The organism is Paenibacillus sp. NPDC058174, from assembly GCF_042883865.1.
In the GTDB taxonomy this organism is placed as follows: domain Bacteria; phylum Bacillota; class Bacilli; order Paenibacillales; family Paenibacillaceae; genus Pristimantibacillus.
In genome coordinates, this window is record NZ_JBHVUY010000002.1 from 814,056 (window position 1) to 836,352 (window position 22,297).

20 protein-coding genes and 1 riboswitch are annotated in these 22,297 nt (G+C 49.5%); of the genes, 17 read left to right on the forward strand and 3 right to left on the reverse strand.

From position 1 onward, the window contains the following. Positions 1-151 precede the first annotated feature (151 nt). Positions 152-898 carry a hydrogen peroxide-dependent heme synthase gene (hemQ, locus tag ACFVVF_RS15220; protein WP_387810885.1) on the reverse strand — a complete coding sequence of 249 codons (747 nt, stop codon included), beginning with the start codon at positions 896-898 and terminating at the stop codon, positions 152-154. A gap of 164 nt (positions 899-1,062) precedes the next feature. On the opposite strand from hemQ, the gene ACFVVF_RS15225 reads away from it, so the two are divergent. From ACFVVF_RS15225 to ACFVVF_RS15285, 13 genes are all read left to right on the forward strand, one after another. Next, positions 1,063-1,350, forward strand: coding sequence for a YuiB family protein (locus ACFVVF_RS15225; protein WP_042165318.1), 288 nt, complete (start codon positions 1,063-1,065; stop codon positions 1,348-1,350). A 147-nt stretch (positions 1,351-1,497) separates the two neighbouring features. Continuing rightward, positions 1,498-3,015 carry a replication initiation and membrane attachment family protein gene (locus ACFVVF_RS15230; RefSeq protein WP_387810887.1) on the forward strand — a complete coding sequence of 506 codons (1,518 nt, stop codon included), beginning with the start codon at positions 1,498-1,500 and terminating at the stop codon, positions 3,013-3,015. A gap of 36 nt (positions 3,016-3,051) precedes the next feature. Beyond that, positions 3,052-4,008 (forward strand): primosomal protein DnaI, encoded by a 957-nt coding sequence (dnaI, locus tag ACFVVF_RS15235; RefSeq protein WP_387810890.1) that lies wholly within the window; start codon positions 3,052-3,054, stop codon positions 4,006-4,008. A gap of 564 nt (positions 4,009-4,572) precedes the next feature. Beyond that, on the forward strand, positions 4,573-6,300 hold the full coding sequence (locus tag ACFVVF_RS15240; RefSeq protein WP_387810894.1) for a peptide-binding protein: 1,728 nt from the start codon (positions 4,573-4,575) through the stop codon (positions 6,298-6,300). Between the two features lie 102 nt (positions 6,301-6,402). After that, complete coding sequence (locus ACFVVF_RS15245) at positions 6,403-7,374, forward strand: ABC transporter permease (protein WP_387810897.1); 972 nt, start codon at positions 6,403-6,405, stop codon at positions 7,372-7,374. After that, positions 7,371-8,363 carry an ABC transporter permease gene (locus ACFVVF_RS15250; RefSeq protein WP_387810900.1) on the forward strand — a complete coding sequence of 331 codons (993 nt, stop codon included), beginning with the start codon at positions 7,371-7,373 and terminating at the stop codon, positions 8,361-8,363. Before ACFVVF_RS15245 ends, ACFVVF_RS15250 begins: the two co-directional genes overlap by 4 nt. Further along, positions 8,330-9,349 (forward strand): ABC transporter ATP-binding protein, encoded by a 1,020-nt coding sequence (locus ACFVVF_RS15255; RefSeq protein ID WP_387810903.1) that lies wholly within the window; start codon positions 8,330-8,332, stop codon positions 9,347-9,349. The genes ACFVVF_RS15250 and ACFVVF_RS15255 overlap by 34 nt, the downstream gene beginning before the upstream one ends. A 7-nt stretch (positions 9,350-9,356) precedes the next feature. Beyond that, positions 9,357-10,349, forward strand: coding sequence for an ABC transporter ATP-binding protein (locus ACFVVF_RS15260; protein ID WP_387810906.1), 993 nt, complete (start codon positions 9,357-9,359; stop codon positions 10,347-10,349). Positions 10,350-10,702: 353 nt separating this feature from the next. Further along, positions 10,703-11,131: a hypothetical protein gene (locus ACFVVF_RS15265; protein ID WP_387810909.1), complete on the forward strand. Its 429-nt coding sequence runs from the start codon at positions 10,703-10,705 to the stop codon at positions 11,129-11,131. Positions 11,132-11,397: 266 nt separating this feature from the next. Beyond that, positions 11,398-12,507, forward strand: a complete 1,110-nt coding sequence (locus ACFVVF_RS15270; RefSeq protein ID WP_387810911.1) for a sulfate ABC transporter substrate-binding protein — start codon at positions 11,398-11,400, stop codon at positions 12,505-12,507. A gap of 37 nt (positions 12,508-12,544) precedes the next feature. Continuing rightward, a complete protein-coding gene (gene cysT, locus ACFVVF_RS15275; protein ID WP_387810914.1) occupies positions 12,545-13,393 on the forward strand; it encodes a sulfate ABC transporter permease subunit CysT in 849 nt (282 codons plus the stop codon). Positions 13,394-13,405: 12 nt separating this feature from the next. Then, positions 13,406-14,287 carry a sulfate ABC transporter permease subunit CysW gene (gene cysW, locus ACFVVF_RS15280; RefSeq protein WP_387810917.1) on the forward strand — a complete coding sequence of 294 codons (882 nt, stop codon included), beginning with the start codon at positions 13,406-13,408 and terminating at the stop codon, positions 14,285-14,287. Between the two features lie 87 nt (positions 14,288-14,374). Next, entirely contained in the window at positions 14,375-14,635 is a 261-nt protein-coding gene (locus tag ACFVVF_RS15285; protein ID WP_387810920.1) for a YezD family protein, read from the forward strand. A 107-nt stretch (positions 14,636-14,742) separates the two neighbouring features. Here ACFVVF_RS15285 and ACFVVF_RS15290 read toward each other — a convergent pair whose 3' ends face one another. Continuing rightward, the gene (locus tag ACFVVF_RS15290; RefSeq protein ID WP_155985886.1) at positions 14,743-14,889 is read right to left on the reverse strand and encodes a YqzM family protein; all 147 of its coding nucleotides are present in this window, start codon (positions 14,887-14,889) and stop codon (positions 14,743-14,745) included. Positions 14,890-15,035: 146 nt separating this feature from the next. Between ACFVVF_RS15290 and uvrC the strand changes: the two genes are divergently transcribed. The 3 genes from uvrC to ACFVVF_RS15305 all read left to right on the forward strand — a co-directional run bounded on the left by uvrC (position 15,036) and on the right by ACFVVF_RS15305 (position 18,690). Beyond that, positions 15,036-16,943 carry an excinuclease ABC subunit UvrC gene (uvrC, locus tag ACFVVF_RS15295; RefSeq protein WP_387810924.1) on the forward strand — a complete coding sequence of 636 codons (1,908 nt, stop codon included), beginning with the start codon at positions 15,036-15,038 and terminating at the stop codon, positions 16,941-16,943. A gap of 110 nt (positions 16,944-17,053) precedes the next feature. Continuing rightward, positions 17,054-17,437 carry a VOC family protein gene (locus ACFVVF_RS15300; protein WP_387810927.1) on the forward strand — a complete coding sequence of 128 codons (384 nt, stop codon included), beginning with the start codon at positions 17,054-17,056 and terminating at the stop codon, positions 17,435-17,437. A 41-nt stretch (positions 17,438-17,478) separates the two neighbouring features. Next, the gene (locus ACFVVF_RS15305) at positions 17,479-18,690 is read left to right on the forward strand and encodes a copper amine oxidase N-terminal domain-containing protein (RefSeq protein WP_387810930.1); all 1,212 of its coding nucleotides are present in this window, start codon (positions 17,479-17,481) and stop codon (positions 18,688-18,690) included. A gap of 78 nt (positions 18,691-18,768) precedes the next feature. Here ACFVVF_RS15305 and ACFVVF_RS15310 read toward each other — a convergent pair whose 3' ends face one another. After that, positions 18,769-20,388, reverse strand: a complete 1,620-nt coding sequence (locus ACFVVF_RS15310) for a CPBP family intramembrane glutamic endopeptidase (protein WP_387810933.1) — start codon at positions 20,386-20,388, stop codon at positions 18,769-18,771. A gap of 291 nt (positions 20,389-20,679) precedes the next feature. Continuing rightward, a riboswitch (cyclic di-AMP (ydaO/yuaA leader) is annotated at positions 20,680-20,877 on the forward strand. A gap of 67 nt (positions 20,878-20,944) precedes the next feature. On the opposite strand from ACFVVF_RS15310, the gene ACFVVF_RS15315 reads away from it, so the two are divergent. After that, positions 20,945-22,285, forward strand: a complete 1,341-nt coding sequence (locus tag ACFVVF_RS15315) for a TrkH family potassium uptake protein (protein WP_387810936.1) — start codon at positions 20,945-20,947, stop codon at positions 22,283-22,285. The last annotated feature ends 12 nt before the right edge of the window (positions 22,286-22,297 follow it).

The following is a 22,297-nucleotide window of genomic DNA, read 5'->3' on the forward strand; positions in this document are numbered from 1 at the left end:
GCAAGGACAAGAGCAAGGACAAGAGCAAGGACAAGAGCAAGAGCAAGGCAAGAGCAAAGAGCAAGTCCAAAAGCAAGCCCAAAGCTACCTGCACAAAAAAACACCCGTGAAGCGCGTATAGGAATACGCGCTTCACGGGTGCAAAAGTGTTTTACAGTTTCAGCATAGCGGAGAACTTGTCCGCTGTGAGCAGGTTGCCGACGTAGAAGTCGCCGAAGTCGCCGTAGCGTGCGCTTACTTCGTCGAAGCGCATTTCGTAGACAAGCTTTTTAAATTGCAGCGCGTCGTCTGCGAACAGCGTTACGCCCCACTCCCAGTTGTCGAAGCCGACGGAGCCGGAAATGATTTGCTTCACTTTGCCCGCGTATTTGCGGCCGATCATGCCGTGGCTGCGCATCATCGTGCGGCGCTCGTCCATGCTGAGCATGTACCAGTTGTCGTTGCCTTCGCGGCGTTTGTTCATTGGATAGAAGCAAATATGGTTTGCTTTCGGAAGCGAAGGCTTCAGACGTGCGACGATATCCGGATTTTGCAGCGGATCAGCGCCTGGCTGGTTCACGTAGTTGCTGAGCTCTACGACACTTACATAGGAGTATGTAGGAACCGTAAATTCCGCAAACAACGTTTTGTTGAAAGCAATCTCAACATCGTTAAGCTCTTCCAGCGTCTCGCGGAGATGCATAAATACGAAGTCGGCTTTCTGGCCGACGATAGAATATACGGCAACGCTGCCTTTTTTGTCCGCATCGACTTCAGCCCATTTATTCAAGAACGTATGCAGCTCGTCCAGCGCGCGGCTGCGCTCTGCTTCACTTGCATTGCGCCAAGCGGTCCAATCGATCGTGCGGAAATCATGCAAGGCATACCAGCCTTCTAATGTTATCGCTACTTCACTCATTCTCTTCAATCTCCCCTCAATTCAATTGCTTTCTATAATTGTAGCTTAAAATTTCCGATAAGAGCAAATGTCTGACTTGTGACAATTGGACAATGCCAATTGACTTCCGGTTTGCCATTATTTAAACTGAAGAGCGAGAGCCTGAAAATAAAGGAGAAGAGTACATGCTTCAACTCATTGTAGCGACGGTGCTGTTTTTGGTAATGATGTTCGGCATCGGCTTTATTCTTAATATGCTTTTGAAAACAACCTGGTTTCCAATCTATGTGTTTATTATTGTACTGATTCCTCTCTACATATGGCAGACTTGGGATAATTCCGAGTCGTTTGCCGGTAATTTCGCTGCCTTTACTTTCGTCGACCTCATACCGGTTATTGGGGCGCTGGCAGGCGCTTATATTAGCGGTGCGGCGATTCGTGCTTTACGGCGCGGCGGCTATAAAATGTTCTAGCAATCGCAAAAAATGCCTCTTACGCAGGAGCTTAGCAAAGATGACGAAAATCCCTCATTCGGGGGATTTTTCTATTTTTCGAGCCCTCCTTATTGGTTCGATTTATGATAGAATGATAGAAAGTATGGATGGGATGGAGTAGATGCAATGCGCATCGGAAATCTGTTGCAGTACACGGAACACCACCGTTATTACATATTTCGTGATTTTTCGCTAAACAGTCTGGACTATAAAATGCTGTCGCTCATCTATCAGCCGATGATTGGCGCGTTTGCCGTCGCTTTATTTCAACAGCTGTATCACGGAATTGCTGAGGGGATGACCGGCTATTCGCCGATCGAATCTCAGCGTAAATTGTTTCTTGGCCTTGGCATGGATATGAATGAACGGGGCCGTAAATATCTGATCGATCAAACTTCGCGTCTGGAGGCGGTTGGGCTGCTGCAAACCTCGCGGCTCGGCATGCCGGAACAGGCGGATGTCATTTACGAATATGAGTTGTCTCAGCCGTTGTCGCCGGGCGAGTTTTTCCGCAATCAGCATTTGACGATGCTGCTGCGCGACAAGATCGGCAAATATGCCGTAATTTCGCTGCGAGAGCAGTTCGGCGCGCAAGAGCCGGAGGAACTGGCGAATGCGAAGCAGACGATGACGAAAGAAAATATTTCGATTCCGTTCTACGAATTGTTCCAGCTCAACACTCAGTCAATTGATGTCGAATTGGAGCAAGCGCTGAACGAGGTCGCTCCGGCCAGACAAGCGGCTCAGCGGCCGCAGCTGGAGACGGCAGGCATTCCTTATGGCGACATTATTTTGCGTTTTCCGCGTAATTCGGCAAACCGCCGTTATGTGGAACGGCTTCGCAGCGATGCGGATCAACTGGCGCAGGTCAACTATGTCGCCTACAAGTACAACTTGTCTGTAGCCGATATCTGCCGTCTGCTTGATGAAGACGGTATTTTTTCCGAGCAGGAAGGCTTGAATGTGGATGAGCTGCAGCTGCGCGCCAATCAGCTCTACCGTCAGGACAAGAAGCGGGAAAGCGACAATCAGCGAACGGTAGCTAGAATGCAGGCCATATCCGCACAAGACGGAGAAGGCGACGCGGAGCTGGACGAGGTGGGCGTATCTGAAGAGTATCATTTGGGTGTACCAAACCAATTGACGGGACGCTGCGACATTCAGCAGTACAATATGCTGATGCGCAATGAGCCGCATACAAGGTTTCTACAGCGTTTCTTCCCTGGGGCCGTGCCGGAATGGATTGAGAGAACGTTCGAGCGTATCGATCTGAACTATCGGCTGCCAGCACCTGTTATTAATGTTCTTATTCATTATGTGATCGGAATGAATGACGCGCAGCGGGTGACGAAAACCTTTGTCGAAGCGGTCGTCTCCAACATGCTGATGAAGCAGATCGACAATTTTGAGAAGGCGGTCGTGTATGTCCGCGAGCAAACGCAGGTCGAGGCCGACAAGGAACGGAGAAAGGAAGCGGCTTCTGCAGGCAGACCGGGTACAAGAGCCGGCCGAAATGCAGGGGGAACCTCGCGCAAGCCGTCCATTCCGATCGTACAGAGCAGTTCGGCCGACGGCCAATCGTCGATTTCGCCGGAGAAGCTGGAGCAAATGCGCAATCTGGCGCGCAAGCTGGACGGCAAGTAAAGCTTTACGAAATCTATGGATGCGGGGTGAAGGAGAATGGAATCGCTTGGCGATTTGTTGAAGTCATGGCCGACAGGGCAAAAAATTACCGATCAGGCGGAGCAAAAGCTCGCTGAGTTGATGGCGGATCCGCTGGTCGCAAGACTGCTGGACAAACATCCCGAGCTTGACGAGCAAGCGGTTCGTCTCAACTTGAACCGTGTTTATCAATATGTAACGGAGTATCGCAATTGTACGAATTGCCCGGGACTGGAGAAGTGTCCGAATGATTTCGAGGGGCATTATACGCTGCTTTCCTGTGAGACGGTGAACGATCAGCCGCAAATTTACGACCGCAAGGTGTCTTGCAAGAAGTTCAATGCGCGGCGCAACGAGGAGCAGATTAAAAGCCGGATTCGCAGCTTTTACGTTGATGAGACGGCCTTGCAAAACGGTTATTCCGCCGATGAGATTCTGTTCAACGATCCAAAACGGACGGAAGCGGCTTATCAGATTTTGGACTATATCGTCCGTACGAAAGAAGAGGGGCTGCAGCAGGAGGGGCTTTATCTTGCCGGTACTTTCGGAACGGGCAAAACGTTCCTCATGTGCTATTTGCTGCATGAGCTTGCCAAGGCCGGCTTTTCCGGAGCGATCGTCTATATGCCGGAATTTGTCGAAGACCTTAAGTCAATGATGCATGAGCCGGGCAAGCTAAGGGAGACGGTCGAGATGATGAAGGAAACCGACTTGCTCATTTTCGACGATATTGGTGCGGAAAATTTAAATCCATGGGTGCGCGATCATGTGCTCGGCTCCATTCTGAATTACAGAATGAACCGCAAGCCGACGATGTACACGTCCAATTACGGTCTTGATGCGCTGGAGCAGCATTTCAGCTTTACGAGCAAGGACGGGGACGAAAGGCATAAAGGCCAGCGGCTGATGGACCGGATTCGGCCTTATGTACAGGTCATTATGGTAACAGGCGACAATAAACGCGGCCGGAAGTAACAGGATTTGCATACGAAAAGGGACAGATGGGGGCTTTTATGCCCGGATCTGTCCCTTTTTTATAATGCACAGTGCTCAGTTTGACTTGTTATATATACAAGGTTACAACAATTATTGCTTTAACCATTTACCGCGTTAATATATTGTAGTATACTTTTTCAAAAAGGGAGGGGTTGAGAATATGTGCCAAAAGTGGATTGTACATAAACGAGCGGACGTTTTTCTCTTTAATAATTCGGAGTGAAGCTTTACTGCCAACATTTTCATAATAGGTTTGAATTTGCCTAATTGCAAGAGTTGCGACAAAAATAGTCAGAAAATTTTAAATAGTTTAATAAAAATAGGGCGTATGGCCGGGTATCGATCGGGATTATGAGTCCAAGCCTACCCTTACGTAGTAGTTTTACTACGTAAAACTTAAGCCTATCCTTACGCAGCGAGTTTTGCTGCGCAAAACTTAAGCATACCCTTACGCAGTGAGTTTTGTTTCACAAAACTAAGCCTATCCTTACGTAGTAGTTTTACTGCGTAAAACTTTTAGGAGGAATGGTAGCTATGTTATTAATGAGTCGACAAGCGAAATATTTGCTGGCCTTATGTATGGTTGTTGTGTTGCTTGCAGGATGTACAAGTAAAAATAATGATCCAAAAGGTGCCAACGATACGCCCAAGCCTACAGATTCAGCTACAACTGCTCCTACGGATGCGCCAAAGGATGACGGCAATACGCCGAAAGCCGGCGGTACACTCACGGTTAGTACTTTCAGTGACATCGTGTCGGTTAACCCCCTGTTCGTACAAGATACCGCGTCCGGCGATATCAACTACCTTCTTTATGCAGCGCTTTATAATTTGGACCGTTCCGGCAATATCGTAGCCGAGCCTTGGTCGCTCGCCGCCGAGCTTCCTGAAATATCAGAAGATGGCAAGACGTATACCGTTAAATTGAAAAACAATGCGAAATGGAGTGACGGACAGCCGATAACGGCCGATGACGTCATCTATACAATCAATACAACCATTAATCCTGACGTTGGCTCACCTGGCATCGCAACGCTGGATAAAGTGGATAAAGCCGAAAAAATCGACGATTACACCTTGAAAATTACGCTTAAACAGGTGTTTGCGCCGTTCCAATATTCCTTGATGTTTAGCCCGGTTCCCGCTCACATTCTCAAGGACGTCAACCCGAAAGATTTGCAAAAAGATCCGTACGGCAAAGATCCGGCCAAAACAGTTACCAGCGGACCATGGAAATGGACAGAGTGGAAAACCGCTCAGTATATCACAGTTGATGCCGACCCGAACTATTGGGGAGAAGTAAAACCGAATATCCAGAAGATCGTCTACAAAATTTATGCCGACCAGAATACAGAGGTTCAGGCGCTTCTCAAAGGCGATGTGGATACGACACTGGCCATTCCGCTTACCCAGCTTGAGGCGGTCAAGAAGAACGATAAGATCAATCTGATTACAGGCCGGACATCTTCCTATGAATATATCAGCTTCAACTTTGATCCGAACAACCACCCGGATAAGTTCGTGCCGTTCGCCTCGCAAAAGGCAAGGCAGGCCATTGCGCATGCGCTGAACCGTCAAGGGATGGTCGATAATGTACTGAAAGGCTCGGGCGCGCTGATGAATTCGCCTTTCATGCCTGGTTCTTGGGCTGACAGCCCTGAGGCAGTCAACTATAACTACGACGCCGAACAAGCGAAGAAGCTGCTTGCTGAAGACGGCTGGGTGGCCGGCAAAGACGGCATTCTGGTGAAGGACGGCAAACGTTTCTCCTTTGAGCTTCAATACAACTCCGGCAATAGCCGCCGCGAGCAGGTATCGCAAATTATTCAGCAAAATCTGAAGGATGTCGGCATTGAAGTGAAGCCGAGAGCGATGGATTTTGCAACGTGGATTGATCAAAATATTACGCCAGGCAAATACCCTGCGATCTTGCTTGGCTGGCAGCTCAGCAATCCGGATCCGGATTCGGAGAGCATTTTCTCCTCCAAGTACTTCCCGCCTGCTGGACAAAACACCGGCTGGTACAAAAACGAGACGCTCGATAAGCTCTGGGTAGACGGCTATTCGACAGTAGATCAAGCGGAACGCAAAAAAATCTATGATCAAGCGGCTAAAGAAATTTCGACCGATCTTCCTTATATTTTCTTGTACCAATACGGCAATCCTCAGGGCATCGGGCCGAAGGTCAAATTCGCCCAAGAAGACGCGCCGGAGCCGTCCCATCAGACGGGATACTTCTACCACATCATCAAATGGTGGCTGACCGAATAATTGCTGTACGCGTAGAAGTATAATCCGTATGCTCAAGGCGGAGTGCCGGGGAGAAAAATCGGTCCCGGCGCTCCGCCAGCGGCATTCGTCAGGAGGATGGCGATGACTGAATTCATCATTAGAAGATTGCTGCAATCCGTCTTGGTATTGATCCTCATTACGATTTTAACGTTTTCACTCATTCATCTGGCTCCAGGCGGACCTTTTCAAATTATGCTCTCTCCCGGGCTATCGCCAGAAGCGATGGAGACACAGGCACGCAATCTCGGCCTATATGACCCGCTGCCGGTTCAATATTTCAGATGGCTGGGCGATTTGCTGCAGGGTGATTTGGGCTACACGTTCAAAAATCACATTCCGGTAGGCCAAATTATTTGGCCCACTGTCAGCAATACGATCGTTCTGATGGGAGCCGCTGGGTTTCTGACGCTGCTGATTTCCATTCCATGGGGCATCTATAACAGTACGCGCGTATACAGCCTGTCCGACCAAAGTGCCTCCTTTATTTCCTATTTAGGCTTTGCAATGCCGACCTTTTGGTTCGGGATCATTTTACAGCAAGTTTTTTCACTTAAGTTGGACTGGCTTCCTTTATCCGATATGTACACGATGGGTAAGGAAGGCGATCTTGGTGATCTTCTGATGCATTTGATACTGCCGGTTACAGTGCTGACGCTTGGATTTCTCGCAGCTTATGTCAAATATTCGCGGGCAAGCATGCTTGAGGTGCTCCATCAGGACTACATTCGGACCGCTAGAGCGAAGGGCGTCAGGGAGGGCCGCGTTATTTACAAGCATGCATTGCGAAATGCCCTTATTCCAATTATTACGGTAGTCGCTCTCGATTTGCCTCTTCTTGTAGCAGGTGCCGCTTTGACGGAAAATGTGTTCAACTGGCCGGGTATGGGACGTCTATTCGTCGAAATGGCTGTCGCCCGTGAATATTCCGTGCTGATGGCCATCACGATGATTATCGCAGTTATCGTTATTATAGGAAACTTTGTTGCAGACGTGCTGTATGCAGTCGTAGATCCGCGTGTTCAGCTCAATAAGAGAGGGGGCAGAGCGGTATGACCTCTCCATCTTCTCAAGTTCAAAGCCCGTCCAATCAGCCGCTCAAGCCGGAGCCCAATACACCGCAAGGCAGCAAGCTGAGCAAGCCCCCGGGACCGTGGCGTATCGCATGGGCGTCCTTTCGGCGCAATCCTTATGCGATGGCCGGTTTAATTGTACTTGGTTTTTTTATTCTGGCAGGTTTGTTTGCGCCATTTCTGACCAAATATGACCCGGCAAAAATCGATTTGCTGGCCGCTAATTTGAAAGCGGGAACAGACGGGCATTTGCTAGGCACCGATGAACTCGGACGAGATACATTTACCCGTTTGCTGTACAGCAGCCGCGTCTCTCTTCTGGTTGGCTTCTTGGTTGCCCTTGGGTCTGTATTAATAGGAAGCGTTGTAGGCTCCATATCGGGTTATTTCGGCGGCTTCGTTGATACAGTATTTATGCGGCTCGTAGATGTTATGAATTCTGTTCCACTGCTGTTTCTGAACATTCTCGTACTGGCGATTTTCGGGACGGAATTCAGATACTTAATTATGGTGCTCGTTCTGACAAGCTGGATGAGCGTTGCGCGCCTCGTTCGGGGGAATTTCCTTCAGCTAAGGGAAATGCAGTATGTTGAAGCGGCAAAGGCAATCGGCGTGTCCAGCTGGGGCATTATTTTCCGCCATTTGCTTCGCAACGCAAGCTTTCCGATCATTGTGAACGCAACTCTGATGGTAGGCGGAGCTATTTTAAGCGAATCTGCGCTCTCCTATCTCGGATTGGGAATAAAAGCTCCCCAGACGAGCTGGGGGCTTATGCTGAGCAATGCACAGGAATTCATGCTCGTAGACCCGATGCAAGCCGTCTATCCGGGCTTATGTATTCTCATTGTCGTGCTCGCGGTCAATTTCATCGGCGATGGCATTCAGGATGCGTTGAATCCGCGTAAAAATACGACGTTAACCGGAAGGAGGCTGGAAAGATGGCGGAAAAGCTTCTCGAAATCCGGAACCTGACCGTCGGCTTTCAGACGGATAGTGGTGTAGTGAAAGCGACGGACCGGGTAAATCTGACGTTGAACAAGGGTGAGACTGTCTGTCTCGTCGGGGAATCCGGCAGCGGCAAAAGCGTAACCTCGCTTGCTGTCATGCGCTTGATTGAATACGGCGGCGGTGCCATTTTGGAAGGCGATGTCGGTTTTAATGGCAATGATCTGACTAGCCGAAGCCAGGAGGAAATGATCCGTATCCGGGGCAATAAGATCGCGATGATTTTTCAAGATCCGATGTCTGCGCTCAATCCGGTATATAGCGTAGGTGACCAAATTGCGGAAAGCGTCATGCTGCATCAGAAAAAAAGTAAAAAAGAGGCTTGGAAAACCGCCATTCACTTGCTGCGCTTGGTAGGCATCCCGGCACCGGAGATGAGAGTCAAGCAGTATCCCCATGAATTGTCGGGCGGGATGTGCCAGCGTGTCGTTATTGCAATTGCGCTTGCTTGTGATCCCGATCTGCTAATCGCCGATGAGCCAACTACAGCGCTTGACGTTACAGTGCAGGCACAAATACTGGATCTGCTCCGCAAGCTGCAGAAGGAATTAGGCATGTCCATTCTGCTCATTACTCATGACATGGGCGTGGCGGCTGAGATGGGCGACCGGATCGCCGTTATGTATGCAGGGGTTATCGTGGAGGAAGGGGCGGTTGCGGACATTTTTGCAAACCCGAGCCATCCTTATACGATCGGGCTGCTTCAATCGGTGCCGGGTCTGGAGGGAGCGAGAGGGCAGGAGCTTTATACGATCCGAGGCAATATTCCGCGCCTGAATCAGCTGCCAACGGGCTGCCGCTTTCATCCCCGTTGTCCATATGTAAGAGAAAGCTGCAGAAGCATGGAGCCGCCTGTTTTCAAAGTAAGCTCCGACCATCAAGCAGCGTGCTGGATGTATGAGAGCGGCGATGATTCTGAAGCATGGAGACTGGAATTAGAGCGGAGGAGCTGAGGATATCATGAATGCGCTGGATTCGGAGTACTTGCTGGAACTGCATAATGTAAAAAAATATTTTCCGATTCGAACCGGGTTGCTAAACCGTGTCGTCGGCCAGGTCAAGGCGGTGGATGGAGTATCGCTGTCCATTCGCAAAGGCGAGACGTTTGGACTTGTGGGCGAGTCGGGCTGCGGCAAATCGACGCTTGGCCGCGTTGTGCTGAATTTACAGCGGGCGACAGAGGGACAGGTTATGTTTCACGGCTCTGATGTTCAGCAGGTTAGCGGCAAGGAACTTCGCCGGTTAAGGAAGCAGATGCAAATTATTTTTCAAGACCCGTTTGGCTCGTTGAACCCTCGTTTTCTAGTCCGCGACATTATTGGCGAGCCGCTTCGGCTGCATGAACGTCTGGGGCCAGGGGAAATCGACCGTAAGGTTGTGGCTCTCATGGAACTGGTCGGATTGGACGCCTCGCGGCGCAACCGCTATCCGCATGAGTTTTCCGGCGGCCAGCGTCAGCGGATCGGCATTGCTCGTGCGATTGCGCTAAATCCGGAATTTATCGTTGCGGATGAAGCGGTGTCGGCACTCGACGTATCCGTCCAATCGCAAGTGCTGAATCTGCTGACGAAGCTGCAGCGAGAGCTGGGGCTTACGTTTCTGTTCATCGCCCACGGTCTGAACGTCGTCCGCCATATTTCCGATCGAGTCGGCGTGATGTACCTGGGTAAAATCGTCGAGGTGTCGCCGACGGAAGCCTTGTTCGACGAACCGCTCCATCCGTATACGGCGGCGTTGCTGTCGTCGATTCCGCGCCCCGACCCTAACCGGAAGCGGGAACGAATCGTGCTTCAAGGCGATGTGCCATCGCCGGCGAATCCGCCGGGGGGCTGCCGCTTTCACCCGCGCTGCCCTTCGGCTCAAGAACGCTGCAGCAGGGAGGAGCCTCAACTGCGGGAGGCAGCTGGTGACCGCCAGGTCGCCTGTCACTACCCTCTGAGCGGCGTGTTTTGAGACTTTTTGAAAAAAAGGAGAAGCCCTGTGTTTGTTACAAACGCAGGGCTTTTTCATATGAAAAGACAGATTTCTCCATGTTTTATGGTAGTGAAAAGAACCTAAAAATTCATCTCAACAAAGTTCCATGCTAGCTTAGCAAACCCGCTTTATTTAACTCCCCGTGCTGACTGGTGGTGGAAGAGAGAACGAAAAACCTATCCGTATCCTCGCTGCTGATCTCTTTACGTTTAATGTTGGCATACGAGAGAAAGAAACTAACTAACTAAACTAACTTACTCTTCTCATTGAACTCGAACTCTCGCTTAAGAAAACGATCCGAGCCCCCACTACCTCTCCATAATCGTCTCCCCATGCTAAAAAGCCAAACAAAATGCAAAAGTACATTTTGTTTGCGCTCAAAAGGGTCAAAACAGCGATCAAAATGCAAAAATACATTTGAAATGACTCGATTCAGCCTTTTTGGGGCGTTTTGGGCCAATCAACCTGCACATTTGCATTTTGATGCGATAGATCGCCGAAAAACCGCCTCACAACCTGCACTTTTACATTTTGATTGGTTCCCGACACCGGAAATGGGTGAATACGCTAACCACTCAAAAGATGTTAGCAGATCCGGAGCCGGAACCGGAGCTGGAGCTGAAGCTGTGGCGGACGAGAAGATTATTCCGTTTGTTTGTATTGTATTGTTTGTATGGCACTTTTTCGCACAAATAAGGGAAGCGGAGCGTTTTGAGTTTGGGCGGACTTTTCGCAGATTCGATCCAATAATCCTCGTGTAAACGAGGGGGAATTGGAATCAAGAATGGCCGCACGAACCAAAACGCGCAGTGCCCCTGTCCTGGTTGCACATAATGAACGCCCAGCACGAGAACAAATAATTCGGCACCTTCCTCATTTATTTCCATTTTTCTATTGACAGGTTGATACGGACACTGGTAGAATTCTTCCATAACCAACTAAACAGGTAGGAATAATACTTTTACTACCGGACCACCGGAGCCGCAAGATTATTCATCTGCCCATAAAAACAAGGGGTGTGTTGACTATGAAAAAACGTACAACGGTATATTCGCTCGTACTAGTGCTGGCATTGAGTTTGGTGTTGTCAGCTTGCGGCTCCAACGGCAATAGCGGTAAAAATACAGCATCACCGTCTCCGACAGCGGATGCGGGCGCAGCAGCTACGGAAGCACCGAAAGATACAGAGAAACCGAAAGGTCCGGTTGAGCTGCTTAACGTTTCCTACGATCCTACCCGGGAATTATATGAAGAATATAATAAAGCTTTTTCAGCGTACTGGACAGACAAAACCGGTCAAGTTGTGACGGTAAAACAATCCCATGGCGGCTCCGGCAAGCAAGCTCGTGCCGTTATCGACGGCTTGAAAGCCGACGTTGTAACGCTGGCACTGGGCTATGATATTGATTCGCTCGTTGAACCTGGCCTTTTGGGTAAAGACTGGCAGAAGCAATTCGAGCACAACAGCTCGCCATACACGTCCACAATCGTATTTCTGGTTCGCAAAGGCAACCCGAAAGGCATTAAAGACTGGAATGATCTGATCAAAGATAAAGTGGAAGTGATTACACCAAATCCGCAAACATCTGGCGGCGCACGCTGGAACTACCTGGCGGCTTGGGGCTATGCGCTGAAGCAGAACAATGGCGATGAAGCAAAAGCTCAAGAATTTGTTAAAGAGCTGTACAAACACGTACCTGTTCTGGATACCGGTGCACGCGGATCAACGACAACTTTTGTTGAAAAAGGAATCGGCGACGTATTGCTGGCTTGGGAGAACGAAGCATTCCTTTCCGTCAAAGAGCTTGGTCCGGATAAATTCGATATCGTATACCCTAGCTTGAGCATCCTTGCTGAGCCTCCGGTAGCGATTGTTGACAAAAATGCCGATGCTCACGGCACTCGTGAAGTAGCTGAAGCATACCTGCAATACCTGTACTCCGATGAAGGCCAGGAAATTGCGGCTAAAAACTACTACCGTCCAATTAACGAAACAATCGGCGCGAAATATAAAGATACGTTCAAGGAGCTTGAGCTTCTGACGATCGACAAAGATTTCGGCGGCTGGAAAGCAGCACAAGAGAAGCATTTCAACACAGGCGGCATATTCGAGCAGATCTACACGCCAGGCAAATAATAATGAAGCAATCAAATTCGATTGGAGCTGACTTCTCATGAAAGGTTCCAGGACGGTAAGGTCGAAAGCGAAAAACGTGCTGCCGGGCTTCGGCTTGTCGATGGGCTTTACGATTACCTACCTCAGCTTGGTCGTGTTGATTCCGCTCGCCGGTGTCTTCATTAAATCGACCGGCCTTAGCTGGAACGAGTTTTGGGCAATTATTTTCAACCCACGCGTGCTTGCCTCTTATCGGGTAAGCTTCGTGACGGCCTTTTGCGCAGCGCTCGTTAATCTTGTATTTGGATTATTAGTCGCCTGGGTGCTGGTGCGCTACCGGTTTCCGGGTAAAAAAATAATCGACAGCCTTGTCGATCTGCCGTTTGCTCTGCCGACTGCCGTAGCAGGCATCGCGCTCACCGCGATCTATGCGCCTAACGGCTGGGTCGGCAAGCTGCTGGAGCCTATCGGCCTGAAAGTAGCGTATACGCCGCTTGGCATTACTATCGCTCTCATATTTATCGGTATTCCGTTTGTCGTGCGGACCGTACAGCCGGTGCTGCAGGATTTCGAGAAGGATACGGAAGAAGCGGCGGTTATGCTGGGGGCGTATCGTTTACGAACGTTTTGGAAGGTCGTATTGCCGGAGCTTATGCCTGCGCTGTTAACAGGGTTCGCGCTTGCATTTGCACGAGGAATCGGCGAATACGGCTCCGTCGTATTTATCTCAGGCAACATGCCGCTTAAGACAGAAATTGCCCCGCTGCTCATTATGACAAAGCTGGAGCAATTCGATTATGCCGGCGCTACAGCGATCGCAACGGTCATGCTGGTCGTGTCTTTTCTGCTGCTGCTGCTTATTAACTTCTTCCAATGGCGGATCAACCGCCGGACGATAGCGGACTAGGAGGGGAACCACATGGCTGGAGCAGTTACTGCACATTTATCGGAGGAAGCCTCGAAGAGACCCCGGCACATAACGGAGCCGAGGAGCGTACAATGGGTGTTAATCGGCATTGCACTGCTGTTTCTCGGTCTCGTCGTGCTGCTTCCGTTAGTTTCAATTTTTGTCGAAGCTTTTAAGAAGGGCTTTGATGTATACCGGGCGGCGATTACCGAGCCTGATGCGTTGTCGGCGTTAAGGCTGACACTGATCGTAGCTGTTATAGCAGTGCCGCTCAATACGATTTTTGGTATAGCAGCCGCATGGGCAATCAGCAAATTCCGGTTCAAAGGGAAAAATGTTCTCATTACACTTATCGATCTGCCGTTCGCTGTATCGCCGGTCATTTCCGGATTGATCTATGTGCTGATGTTTGGTGCTCAAGGCTTTTTCGGTCCATGGCTGGATGAGCGGGGCATTCAAATCGTCTTCGCTTTGCCGGGTATCGTACTGGCGACAATATTCGTGACCGTTCCTTTCGTTGCCAGAGAGCTCATTCCTCTTATGCAGGCGCAAGGCGTGCAGGAGGAAGAGGCAGCGGCCAGCTTGGGCGCTAAAGGCTGGCAAATCTTTTGGCGGGTTACCGTTCCGAATATTAAATGGGGCTTGCTGTACGGCGTTATTCTCAGCAATGCCAGAGCGATGGGCGAATTTGGCGCCGTATCGGTCGTATCCGGTCATATCCGGGGTCAGACGAACACGCTGCCGCTGCATATTGAAATTTTGTACAATGAATATCAGTTTTCAGCTTCCTTCGCCGTAGCATCCCTGCTGGTCATGCTGGCAGTCGTTACGCTGCTTGTCAAAGCGCTGTTCGAATGGAAGACGGCAAGACGTCCGCAAAGCGGAGTGGAATAGGAAGAAGCATACAGAGAGGGACTCGAGAAGAGTCCTTTCTCCACACTATAAATCCGAGTATATCGGTAAACTATGGAGGGATTGAAGATGGCAAAACCATTGGAATTGGATCAACTTTGGCTGGAGAGAATCGTCGATCAAGTAAACGGCTTGCAGTATGGATCGGTTAACATTACGGTGCATGACGGCCGGATCGTTCAGATTGACCGGACGGAGCGTACCCGTTTCGATCAGCCTTCCCACAAACAAACGAACCACGATTCCCAGGCTAAAAACCGTGATAATGCCAATAGCGGAAATGCAGCGGCGGGCGGTAACAGCGGTGAAACACTGCGTGCGGTTCAATAGCAGCATTTCCTTCCATAAAAAAAGCTCCGTTCGGACGATCCGAACGGAGCTTTTTTTGAATAGAAGCGTTTATGTATTGGCGATAACCATACCCGCTTGCTTTTCCATTAAGAAATAACGAATTTGACGATGACCGCGACAGCGAAAATGACAGTCATAGCACCAAGCATGCCGCCAAAGCCGAACACAACATCCATCAAGTCGTCGCGCGGTTCTTCATTATAATGCTCGCGCGGATCTCTCACATTTTCCATTGATGACGCCTCCCTTGAACACATTCAGCTTCATCTAGTATACCCAACTTTCCGAATAATTGTAAAGCAATAAGAGTGACAAATTAAGGCGGAATGGCCTCCGAATGTGCTAAAATGGAACATATGATCTGAAAGGGAGGGGCAGCATGGACGAGCAATTACAGAGCAGCGACAACGCCAGAGCCGTCGCCGCAGAACGAATACGCAACAAACTGGCGCTGCTGCCCGACCAGCCGGGCTGTTACTTAATGCGAAATGGCGAAGGAACCATCATTTATGTCGGCAAGGCAAAGGTGCTGAAAAACCGCGTTCGCTCGTATTTTAACGGCAGCCATAACGGCAAGACGCAGCGCCTTGTATCGGAAATACGCGATTTCGATTTTATCGTGACCGCAAGCAATATGGAAGCTCTCATTCTGGAGTGCAATCTGATCAAGCAGCATCATCCCCGCTATAACGTGCTGCTGAAGGATGATAAAAACTTTCCTTATATTAAAATAACGCATGAAGCGCATCCCCGCCTTGAAGTGACCAGACGGGTCGTGAAGGATAAAGGCAAATATTTCGGGCCTTATCCGAATGCATTCGCGGCTCAGCAGACGAAGAAGCTGCTGGACCGGCTGTACCCGCTCCGCAAGTGTAATACGCTGCCCGATAAGGTTTGTCTGTATTATCATCTTGGGCAATGTATCGCGCCTTGCGAGTTTGAGGTGGAGCAAAGCACTTATGATTCCATGATTCAGGAAATTACGAAGTTTCTGAACGGCGGCCATGATGTCGTCAAGCAGGATCTGGAGCGGAAAATGGCCGCGGCAGCGGAGCAGCTCGAATTCGAGCGGGCCAAGGAGTACCGCGATCAGATTGTAGCGATCGATGCCGTTATTGAGAAGCAGAAAATTACGATGTCGGACGCGCTCGACCGTGATATTTTCGGCTATGCGGTGGAGAAGGGCTGGATGTGCGTACAAATTCTGTACATGCGCCAAGGCAAGCTGATCGAACGCCGGGGAACGACATTCCCGTATTATGGCGAGGAATACGAGGATTTCATGACGTTCGTGACGCAATATTACAGCGACAATCCGGCACTGCCGAAGCAAATCTTTCTGCCGCAGCCGCCTGCATCCGCAGTCGTAGCGGAAGCTGTTGCAACGACAGCTGCTGCTGAAGGAGAAGAGGCCGCCGAGGCGGAATATGCTGATGAAGTGATGTCTTCACTGCATAACTGGCTTAAGGTCAAAGTGCTGATGCCGCAGCGCGGCCGTAAAAGCGAAGTAGTGTCAATGGCCATCGACAATGCGAAAATTATGCTGTCTGATAAATTCCGGCTGATCGAGCGGGATGAGGAACGCAGCGTCAAAGCTTCCGAAGGACTTGCCGGCTGGCTGGGGCTGCCTGAGGTTCGCCGGATCGAGGCATTCGATAACTCGAACATTCAAGGGACGAATCCTGTATCGGCAATGGTCGTCTTCACCGACGGCAAAGCTGACAAGAAAGAATACCGCAAGTACAAGATCAAGACGGTACAGGGACCCGATGATTACGAGACGATGCGTGAGGTTATCCGCAGACGCTATGAGCGCGTGCTGAAGGATCAGCTGGCTGCACCAGACCTGATCGTCGTCGACGGCGGCAGAGGGCAAATATCGGCGGCTGTGGACGTGCTGCAGAACGAGCTGGGACTTTATATTCCGGTTTGCGGCCTTGTGAAGGATGCGAAGCATAAGACTGCGCAGCTCATGACCGGCGATCCGCCGGAGGTCGTGCCACTTCCGCGGGACAGCCAGGAATTTTATTTGCTGCAGCGCATCCAAGACGAGGTGCACCGTTTCGCGATTTCCTTCCATCGCGAGCAGCGCGGCAAATCGATGATTGCCTCGCAGCTTGATGCGATTCCAGGTATCGGGGAAAAACGCCGGAAGCTGCTGCTGAAACATTTTGGCTCGATCAAAAAAATCAGAGAGGCCTCGGTAGAAGATTTCCGGCCTCTGTCTATTGGAGATAAGCTTGCCGCACAAATAATTGCGGCATTAAACGAAGAGCCGACGTCTTAACCGACGCCGGCTTTTTTTGCGTAAACATGAAATCTTTCCATTGTACGAGCAGTATCCAGTTGCTATAATCGAGCCATTGAAGTGGATTCCAATATATGGAGGGTGATCTTTTGAAAATCGCACATATCCGTTTGTTCGTGCCGAATGTTAAGGAATGCTTTTTGTTTTACCGGGATCTGATGGGACTAGAAGTGCTCCATGGAAATGAAGACACGCCATATGCGGAGTTTCAAACGGGCGATATTCACCTTGCTTTAGAACCATTACTGGTGAGCAGCCCTAGCGAAAACATCAGCAGGACGCATCCATTCAGCGCGAATGATCGGCTTGCTATCATTGTCAGCGTGGATGACGTAGATGTGGCGTTCGAGCAGCTAAGGAGCAAGGACATTGCATTTATTAAGGAGCCGCATGATACGCCCGAATGGGGGCATCGTGTCGCTTATTTACGTGATCCGGCCGGAAACCTCATTGAGCTTAACGGCGGTATTTAGCAAAAACAAACCATAGAACAGAACAGAATAGGAAGTGTCCCATGTCTAGAAAGGTTATCGGATGGCTGCTTATCATCTGCTTGACGTTATCGGCTGCGCCGGTTCATGCCAATACGGCAGCAGCGAAACCGATTCAACTGTATGTAAATAATAAGAAGCTGACCGGGATAGAGCCTGTTATTAAATCCGGTACGATGTACGTCCCGTTCCGCAAGTTTTTGAATGCATTGGGCTACAAGGTTACCTATGACCGCACGACTAAGAACATCATGGGTGTTGTTGATGGTGATGAACTGATTATCTGGGCAGGCTGGGATACGATTGAGTACGACGAGAGCCAATATTACCTGAATGACCCAATAATAGAGATTAATAAAGAAATCTTTATTCCCATTCGTTTGATTGCTTATTTTATGAAGTACTCAGTGAATTATGAGCAGCGACATCAAACGGTTCATATGCTGAAATACGGCTATGGCCAGGATAAAGCTTTACTGGAATTAGTCACGAAGTTTTATAATAATCCAAGTCCTAGTCTTATGGCCACTGATAATCTGGAAGCGGGTTATGCCCGAGATTACGAACAAAGGGTTAGCGAAATTCCAGTGGTGAATTTTAGAGTAACAATAGACCTTATGGAGTTCACAGCATCTGATGAAGCTAAGCTTTGGGTTACCTATATCGATGATACGGAAGTTTTGGAAAGCCGTACCGAAATAGTCTATAGAGTTCGAAAAGAATACGGACAATGGAAAGTTTCGAAATCAAGTGCAGTCTTCCTCGATATGAATTTGCCGAAGGATATTGATGAGTCTGTGAAGCAAATACAGGTGGCGCGAAATCAAGAACAAGAGGCCGTTTTAACCGATTTGCGAACTTATTTTAATGCTTATAACGAGGAAAATTTTGAACGTACACTCCAATATACTTCGCCGTCATTCATTAAACGTTGGAATAACAATATGCCGACTTCTGATTTTTGGTGGGACATCGTTTTGAAAACGAATTTTGAGCATGGGGAATCCAGATATAAGCTTTCTAAGGAACGGGTTATTTTTCTCGGAGAAAAAGAAGCGGCGGTTCACGCAACGCTGGAGTGGAGCGATGTGACAGAAGACATAGCGGAAGGTGAATATGTATTTGAGGCGATTATTTATATGGAATATGCGAATGGCCATTGGAATTATGACGAAGAATTCAGTATTGATGATGACTATGATAAACGGGAAGCTTACAAAGAGTTTTTTCACTAGAGCTGCTCACCTGTAAAATTATGCAAAAAAAGAACCATTCCCACTGCGGGAATGGTTCTTTGTCCATCTATCCAGGCTCTAAGCGAGCGGTATATCCGGCTCCGGCCGGTGTTTCTTCCGGTGCCAGTAGCGGATGCCGCCAGCTATAATGACCGGCAGTACGACATAAATGATTGCGGCCGTCACATTAATTGCCTCGCCTGTAGCAACAAGAGACAGGCTCATGAGCAGCGTATCCAGTATCGCATGCGTGAATACCGCCGTAATGAAACCGAACCGCAAGAAGATGAAGCAGAAGACGAGGCCGAGAATAACGAGCTCGATGACCCGCGTGTAGAAGGGAAAGATCGGATAGCCGACATGTCCCAGCGCCCACATCACCGTCGGGATCAGCGAGGCGATAAAGGTGTTCTTGAACCAGCGCTTGAATATCGCGATGCCAAACAGCCGGTAGATGGCTTCCTCAGAAATCGCAGCACACCAAGCCAGTGTAGGCAGCAGCCAAAGTGTGCCTATATTGTACGGCGAGGTTGTCGCATCCGTCGTCGACCAGGAGCCGATCCCCTTTTCGAGAACGATGAATATAATCGATTGCAATCCCAGTAAAATAAGTGCCAGCAAATAGGACAACCCGACGCTGCGCCATACATGATCACCGTAGCCTCGTTCTCGGAATCCCGGCCATAGCGGGCGTTTGTTGGAGCGCCACATGCCGTCGCCGGCAACTAGCGAGAAGTAGACGGCCAGCGCTACGGGAACGAGCATGACGGCCGATATAATCTGCATGACGAGTTTTCCTTGAGCCGTCATGATTTCTTCACCGGATTGCGCCATAACGCCATCCATCATATCCAGGTTGCTGTAAATGTAGAAGATCGTAAATAATGCACTGATAAACAGTCCGCGTTTGAACGTCGTATGACGACGGTAGAGCACGGCATAAATAATGGCCAGCACGAGCGTCATCAGCGCCATGTAAAGCAAGCTGACAACCGATAAGACGTTAGCGATGCCTTTTTGCTTGTCGACATTGGATACATAATCTGCAGGCGCTGTAAAGACAGCCTTATAACGGTTAATGACCGGCTTTCCGTCAGAGCCGCTTGCAACTCCGACTGTAACTCTCAGATCGGCCTCCCCGAGCTTGTACCCCTTCGGATAAAAGACGACTTCCCCTTTCGGAGACGTGCTCGTTTCCGCCAGTTCCTCTTCGCGGAAGCCTGCGTCCATTGCCGCTTGCGTAGCTTTGAGGACGAGGCTTTCATCTTCAGGGAATGGCACTCCGCCCTTCCAGTTCCAGCCGACAATCTTGCCTGTCGTCATATGTACATACACAAAGGCGTTAGTGCCGTCGTTCATTTTCAGCTGAACCCGGAACGTATCGTAAGGAAAATCGCTGCCGTACGTTTTATCAAATTTGGTGGTTAATTTCTGCTTGGAGAAATAACCTGCAGCCAGACTGTCTGTCTGATAAATCGTATGCGCTTCGACCGGTTCCACGCGGAACTTCTCCTTGGCGAATTGCAGCGCCTGCTGCTCTGCTTTGCTTTTGCTCGCTTTGACCGATGCGATCGATTCTTCTTCCATGGAGCTGCTGCCTTGAGCCGGAAGGATCTGAGCCAGAACGAAAATAACGGCGCCAATAACGGCGGCCCACATAAATCGTTTCCAGTCGCCAGGGGCAATAGAATTAACCATGATTCACCTCGTTTTGGTATCAATATAGGCCATAGTACGGCGGAAAACAGATAAAGTAACAATACCATAGGACTCCCTATTTTATCCAATGCCAATTCAGCGGAAAAAGACCATGTAAAATATTGAACTTTGACCAGCGGCCTGTAAAAGGGAGAAATAACGAGCGGCGAGAAGCCCGGCATATGCCAGAGCTGCCCATTGGCTGAATTTGAATGAATTGAGCTTATTTTATGCACATTGCTTGTTTTGTATTGCAGTTGAAATAGGCTTATAATCGGTATCATTGTTAATTGAATAGATCAGCCGAATTTCCGCAAGAAAACGGGGGAACCATATCGTTGCCGGTACGTATTATTTCCGAGCAGCATGGGGTGAATTTCGGTGAAGTTTGTCTACGGCCAGCAGGGCCGCAGCATGCTTTGCTGAATAGGGCCGCCTTTCCAGGCCCGAATCCGTCAGCTAACCTCGCAGGCTGTATGGAACAGGACTCATCGCAGCAGCATTGGGTTTCCGGTGCTTTTTTTTATGCTCAAAAAACGGGTAAGGGATGCGTGTCATGTTGAAATTTATCGATGTTCGCAAATGGTCACCGCCGCGCATACTCGTATCCGGCTTTGCGGCTATTATCTTTATTGGCGCTATTCTGCTTAGCATGCCGTTTGCTTCGGCTGATGGAACGCGGCTAAGATTTCTTGATGCCTTATTTACAGCAACGTCTGCGACCTGCGTAACGGGACTGGCGGTTGTCGATACCGGCACCTATTTCTCTACGGCAGGCCAGCTTATTATATTGCTTTTAATTCAAGTCGGCGGCCTTGGCTTTATGACGATGGGCACTCTGTTCGCGCTTGTACTCCGTAAACGAATCTCACTGAAGGAACGTCTCGTTCTTCAGGAAGCGATGAATCAGTCGAGCATGGAGGGCATTGTTAGGCTGATCCGAAAAGTGTTTATTTACTCCTTATCGATCGAAGTAGTTGGCGCGCTGCTGTTCACCATCCGTTTTTCCTTCGATATGCCGCTTGGAAAAGCAGCGTACTTCGGCCTGTTTCATGCCGTATCCTTTTTCAACAACGCAGGATTTGATATTTTCGGTCATTTCCGGGGTTTAACTGCCTATGTCGGCGATCCTCTGGTCAATATTACATCGATGCTGCTGATCGTGCTTGGCGGCCTCGGCTTTATCGTCATATCCGACCTGCTTGAAATAAAGAAAAACAAACGGCTGTCGATGCACAGCAAAGTCGTGCTTTCGATGACCGGGACGTTGATCCTAGTTGGCGCAATCGTTATTTTCATCTTTGAGTTCTCGAATACGAAGACATTGGGTTCCCTGAATTGGGGCGAAAAGGTGCTGGCTTCTTTCTTCCAGTCCATTACGCCGAGAACGGCAGGCACAAATACGCTAGATTACTCCTCTTTGCATCAGGCAACCTTGTTCTTCACCGTCATTCTGATGTTCATCGGCGCTTCGCCGGGCTCAACGGGCGGCGGGATTAAGACGACCACCTTCGCGACGCTGATAGGCGCTGTAGTGGCAATGGGCCGCGGCCGTGAGGATATTGTCATGTTCCGTTACCGGCTGGGCAAAGACCGGATTTTCAAAGCGCTGACGATAACGATGCTGTCGCTGGCGCTCGTCATTGGGGTTACGATGCTGCTGACGACGACGGAGGATCATCAGTTCATCCTAATATTGTTCGAAACGACCTCCGCGTTCGGTACAGTTGGATTAACGGCGGGTTTGACACCAGATCTGTCGGACTTCGGCAGAGTAGTCATTGCGCTGACGATGTTTGCAGGCAGACTGGGGCCTTTGACACTTGCTTATGCGCTGGGACCAAAAACAGAAAAAGAGCTGTATCGGTATCCCGAAGGTAAAATTACTATTGGATAGAGAATGGGGATA

Coding starts and splice junctions, on each gene's coding strand:
- hemQ (WP_387810885.1), bottom strand. CDS start 898: ATGAGTGAAGTAGCGATAACATTAGAAGGCTGGTATGCCTTGCATGAT.
- ACFVVF_RS15225 (WP_042165318.1), top strand. CDS start 1,063: ATGCTTCAACTCATTGTAGCGACGGTGCTGTTTTTGGTAATGATGTTC.
- ACFVVF_RS15230 (WP_387810887.1), top strand. CDS start 1,498: ATGCGCATCGGAAATCTGTTGCAGTACACGGAACACCACCGTTATTAC.
- dnaI (WP_387810890.1), top strand. CDS start 3,052: ATGGAATCGCTTGGCGATTTGTTGAAGTCATGGCCGACAGGGCAAAAA.
- ACFVVF_RS15240 (WP_387810894.1), top strand. CDS start 4,573: ATGAGTCGACAAGCGAAATATTTGCTGGCCTTATGTATGGTTGTTGTG.
- ACFVVF_RS15245 (WP_387810897.1), top strand. CDS start 6,403: ATGACTGAATTCATCATTAGAAGATTGCTGCAATCCGTCTTGGTATTG.
- ACFVVF_RS15250 (WP_387810900.1), top strand. CDS start 7,371: ATGACCTCTCCATCTTCTCAAGTTCAAAGCCCGTCCAATCAGCCGCTC.
- ACFVVF_RS15255 (WP_387810903.1), top strand. CDS start 8,330: ATGGCGGAAAAGCTTCTCGAAATCCGGAACCTGACCGTCGGCTTTCAG.
- ACFVVF_RS15260 (WP_387810906.1), top strand. CDS start 9,357: ATGAATGCGCTGGATTCGGAGTACTTGCTGGAACTGCATAATGTAAAA.
- ACFVVF_RS15265 (WP_387810909.1), top strand. CDS start 10,703: ATGCTAAAAAGCCAAACAAAATGCAAAAGTACATTTTGTTTGCGCTCA.
- ACFVVF_RS15270 (WP_387810911.1), top strand. CDS start 11,398: ATGAAAAAACGTACAACGGTATATTCGCTCGTACTAGTGCTGGCATTG.
- cysT (WP_387810914.1), top strand. CDS start 12,545: ATGAAAGGTTCCAGGACGGTAAGGTCGAAAGCGAAAAACGTGCTGCCG.
- cysW (WP_387810917.1), top strand. CDS start 13,406: ATGGCTGGAGCAGTTACTGCACATTTATCGGAGGAAGCCTCGAAGAGA.
- ACFVVF_RS15285 (WP_387810920.1), top strand. CDS start 14,375: ATGGCAAAACCATTGGAATTGGATCAACTTTGGCTGGAGAGAATCGTC.
- ACFVVF_RS15290 (WP_155985886.1), bottom strand. CDS start 14,889: ATGGAAAATGTGAGAGATCCGCGCGAGCATTATAATGAAGAACCGCGC.
- uvrC (WP_387810924.1), top strand. CDS start 15,036: ATGGACGAGCAATTACAGAGCAGCGACAACGCCAGAGCCGTCGCCGCA.
- ACFVVF_RS15305 (WP_387810930.1), top strand. CDS start 17,479: ATGTCTAGAAAGGTTATCGGATGGCTGCTTATCATCTGCTTGACGTTA.
- ACFVVF_RS15310 (WP_387810933.1), bottom strand. CDS start 20,388: ATGGTTAATTCTATTGCCCCTGGCGACTGGAAACGATTTATGTGGGCC.
- ACFVVF_RS15315 (WP_387810936.1), top strand. CDS start 20,945: ATGTTGAAATTTATCGATGTTCGCAAATGGTCACCGCCGCGCATACTC.